Source organism: Actinophytocola sp. (assembly GCF_045807065.1).
Taxonomy (GTDB): Bacteria; Actinomycetota; Actinomycetes; order Mycobacteriales; family Pseudonocardiaceae; genus Actinophytocola.
In genome coordinates, this window is sequence record NZ_JBJMIE010000398.1 from 1 (window position 1) to 3,980 (window position 3,980).

At 71.2% G+C, this 3,980-nt stretch carries 4 protein-coding genes; 3 read left to right on the forward strand and 1 reads right to left on the reverse strand.

The features are described 5' to 3' along the window. The coding region (locus ACJ73U_RS23240; RefSeq protein WP_407779800.1) for an acyl-CoA dehydrogenase family protein at positions 1–813 on the forward strand (813 nt) is incomplete at its 5' end. Positions 814–818: 5 nt separating this feature from the next. On the opposite strand, the gene ACJ73U_RS23245 is transcribed toward ACJ73U_RS23240, so the two are convergent. Further along, complete coding sequence (locus tag ACJ73U_RS23245) at positions 819–2,177, reverse strand: TrpB-like pyridoxal phosphate-dependent enzyme (protein WP_407779801.1); 1,359 nt, start codon at positions 2,175–2,177, stop codon at positions 819–821. 129 nt (positions 2,178–2,306) lie between these two features. Between ACJ73U_RS23245 and ACJ73U_RS23250 the strand changes: the two genes are divergently transcribed. Both ACJ73U_RS23250 and ACJ73U_RS23255 read left to right on the forward strand, forming a co-directional pair. Continuing rightward, positions 2,307–2,789, forward strand: coding sequence for a cation:proton antiporter regulatory subunit (locus ACJ73U_RS23250; protein WP_407779802.1), 483 nt, complete (start codon positions 2,307–2,309; stop codon positions 2,787–2,789). Positions 2,790–2,794: 5 nt separating this feature from the next. Further along, positions 2,795–3,976 (forward strand): cation:proton antiporter, encoded by a 1,182-nt coding sequence (locus ACJ73U_RS23255; RefSeq protein ID WP_407779803.1) that lies wholly within the window; start codon positions 2,795–2,797, stop codon positions 3,974–3,976. Positions 3,977–3,980 lie beyond the last annotated feature (4 nt).

The following is a 3,980-nucleotide window of genomic DNA, read 5'->3' on the forward strand; positions in this document are numbered from 1 at the left end:
GTCAACGGGACGATCGACAACACGACGTCGACCAACAACGGTGGAGACGGCTTCTCCCTGGCCCGGGCGGCCAATGGGGTGACCATCCAGCGGTCCAAGGCCGAGGGCAACCGCGGCGACGGCTTCCGCCTCAACGGCGAGAAGGTGTTCATCTCGAACGCCCCCGACGCCGACGTGTACTCCGTGTTCGCCCGCACCAGCGACAACGGCGCCCGCGGCATCACGGCCTTCGCGGTACCGGGCAACGCCCCCGGCCTCACCGGCACCCCGCAGCGGCTGGTCTCCCCGCACCCGATCGGCAGCCTGCGGTTCGCCGACGTGTACGTGCCGGCCGACGCCGTCCTAGGCGAGATCGACGGCGGCTGGCGGGTGGCGATGCGGACACTGGACATGTTCCGCCCCAGCGTGGGCGCGTTCGCCCTCGGCATGGGTCAGGCGGCACTGGACGCGGCCGTGGCGCACACGAAGGAGCGCCAGGCGTTCGGCAGACCGCTGCGCGACTTCCAGGCGGTGTCCCACCAGCTGGCGGACGTGGCCACCCGGCTGCAGGCCGCCCGGCTCCTGGTCCACGACGCGGCGACGGCGTACGACTCGGGTGCCGAACGCACCGGTCACCTGTCCGCGATGGCCAAGCTCTTCGCGACCGAGGCCGCCCAGCAGGCGGTGGACGTGGCGATCCAGGTGCACGGCGCCCGTGCCCTGGAGGAGGGCCACCTCCTGGAGCACCTCTACCGGGAGGTCCGGGCGCCCCGCATCTACGAGGGTGCGAGCGAGATCCAGCGGGAGATCATCGCCCGCCACCTCTACCGCTGACGCGGCTACCGGGACGGGATCGTCTCGAAGGCGGCCGCCAGGTCCTCGTCGGTCAGCTCGCGGTCCACCATGTCGCCGGCCAGGTAGTTCGCGTAGGCCGGCAGGTCCAGGTGCGCGTGGCCGCACAGCGCGGTCAGGATCACCTTCTCCTCGCCGGTCTCCTTGCAGCGCAACGCCTCCCGCACGCACTCGGCCAGCGCGTGGGTCGGCTCCGGGGCCGGGACGATGCCTTCCGACCTCGCGAACCGCACGCCCGCGGCGAAGCACTCGTTCTGCCCGATGGCCACCGCGTCGACCAGGCCCAGCTCGACGATGTGCGACAGCAGCGGCGCCATCCCGTGGTACCGCAAACCGCCGGCGTGGATGGGGTCCGGGATGAACTCGTGACCGAGCGTGTGCATCTTCAGCAGCGGCGTCAGCCCGGCGGTGTCGCCGAAGTCGTACGTGTACTTACCGCGCGTGAGCGACGGGCACGCGGCGGGCTCGACCGCCCGGATCGTCGGCGAGATCCTGCCGGCCAGCTTCTCCCGCAGGAACGGGAACACCAGGCCGCCGAAGTTCGAGCCGCCGCCGGTGCAGCCGACGATGACGTCCGGCGAGTCGCCGGCCAGCTCGAACTGGCGGATGGCCTCCTCGCCGATGATCGTCTGGTGCAGCAGCACGTGGTTGAGCACGCTGCCCAGCGCGTACCGCGTGTCCGGATCGGCCGCCGCCTTCTCGACCGCCTCGCTGATCGCGATGCCCAGGCTGCCCGTCGAGTCCGGGTTCGCCGCCAGCACCGCCTTGCCGGACTCGGTCAGGTCCGACGGGCTCGGGTGCACGGTCGCGCCGAACGTCTCCATCATCATCTTGCGGTAGGGCTTCTGGTCGTACGACGCGCGGACCTGCCACACCTCGCACTCCAGCCCGAACTGCGCGCACGCGAACGCCAGCGCGCTGCCCCACTGCCCGGCGCCCGTCTCGGTGGTCAGCTTGGTGACCCCCTCCTGGGCGTTGTAGTACGCCTGCGGCACGGCCGTGTTGGGCTTGTGCGACCCGACCGGGCTCACGCCCTCGTACTTGTAGTAGATCCGCGCGGGCGTGCCGAGCGCCTTCTCCAGCCGGTGCGCCCGGTACAGCGGCGACGGCCGCCACAGCCGGTACACCTCCTGCACCTCGTCCGGGATCGGGATGTAACGTTCCGTGCTCACTTCCTGGGCGATGAGCGCCTGCGGGAACAGCGGCGCGAGGTCATCGGGGCCGACCGGCTCGCCGGTACCCGGGTGCAGCGGCGGTGGCGGCGGTGCCGGCAGGTCCGGCACGACGTTGTACCAGGCCGTCGGCATGTCGGACTCGTCGAGGATGAACTTGGTGCGGCCGGCCATGCGATGTCCTCCCGGACGTCGGCGAACGAGACCGTCCCCAACCTAGGGGCCGGAGGCTCGGGAAGAAAGTGCTGATGACTCGCTCCGCGGCTCCGCTCGTGCCCGGGTCGGCAAGGTTAGCCTGGTGTGGTGAATGTCGACGTGACGCCGCTGCCGGGTATCGGAACACGCCATGACTTCGTCTCCCGTGCGGGACGGCGCATCGGCGTGATCACCTACCGGGACGGTCGGCTCGAGCTGATCGTGTCCCGGGAGGACGACCCGGACGCCTGCACCGCGTCGATCCCGCTGTCCGTCGACGAGGCGAGCGCGCTCGCCAACCTGCTCGGCGCGCCGCAGCTCGTCGCACAGCTCCGCAGGGAGAACGACGGACTGTCCGGCGTCCACACCAAGCAGCTGCCGCTGGCGCACGGTTCCCCGTACGACGGCCGCACGTTGGGTGACACACGGTTGCGTACCCGCACCGCCGTGTCCGTGGTGGCCGTCGTCCGTGCCGGGACGGTCCACCCCTCGCCGCGACCGGACTTCATGCTCGGCGGCGGGGACGCGTTGATCACGGTCGGTACCGCCGAAGGGCTCGCCAAGGCCGCCACCGTCCTCGAACGCGGGTAGCGCCCGTGCACGACTCGACAGTCGCGCTGATCGAACTCGGCGCGATCTTCTTCGGCCTGGGCGTGCTCGGCCGGCTGGCCTGGAAGATCGGCATCTCCCCCATCCCGTTCTACCTGCTCGGCGGCCTCGCTTTCGGCAGCGGTGGCCTGTTGCCCCTGGAGGGCATCGAGGGGTTCGCGTCCGTCGCGAGCGAGCTCGGCGTCATCCTGCTGCTGCTCCTGCTGGGTCTGGAGTACTCGGCGGCGGAACTGGTGACGGGCCTGCGCCGGTCGTGGCTCGCCGGGCTCGTCGACCTGGTGCTGAACGCGGCGCCGGGCGTCGCGGTGGCGCTGATGCTGGGCTGGGGCCCGCTCGGCGCGCTGGCGATGGCGGGCGTGACGTACATCTCCTCGTCGGGCATCATCGCGAAGGTCCTCGGTGACCTGGGGCGGCTGGGCAACCGGGAGACGCCGGTCGTGCTGTCGATCCTCGTGTTCGAGGACCTGGCGATGGCGGTGTACCTGCCGATCCTGACCGCCGTGCTCGCGGGCGCGACGCTGCTCGGTGGGCTGTCGGCCATCGGCATCTCGCTGCTGGTCGTGACGCTGGTGTTGTTGCTGGCCCTCAAGTTCGGCCGGTACGTCTCGGCCGTCGTGGACAGTCCGGATCCGGAGGTGTTCCTGCTGCGCGTGCTGGGCGCGGCACTGCTGGTGGCCGGCGTCGCGTCGCGGCTGCAGGTCTCCGCGGCGGTCGGTGCGTTCCTCCTGGGCATCGCGATCTCGGGTTCGACGGCGGAGAACGCGACCCGCATGCTCGAACCGCTGCGTGACCTCTTCGCCGCCATGTTCTTCGTGGTGTTCGGCCTCAACACCGACCCCTCGACCATCCCGCCGGTGCTGGCCATCGCGCTGGGGCTGGCCGTCGTCACGTCGGTCACGAAGGTGGTGACGGGGTGGTGGGCGGCGAAGCGCCAGGGCATCGCCCGGATGGGTCGGGCGAGAGCGGGCGCGGCGCTGGTCGCCCGCGGTGAGTTCTCGATCGTGATCGCGGGCCTCGCCGTGTCCGCGGGTGTCGTTGATGAACGCCTGGCCGCCCTGGCCACCGCGTACGTTCTGGTCATGGCGATCCTCGGCCCGCTGGCGGCACGCTTCGTGGAGCCGGTCGCGCGGTTGGCCATCAGCCGCCGCCCACGCCCGGCCACCACGTAAGTCA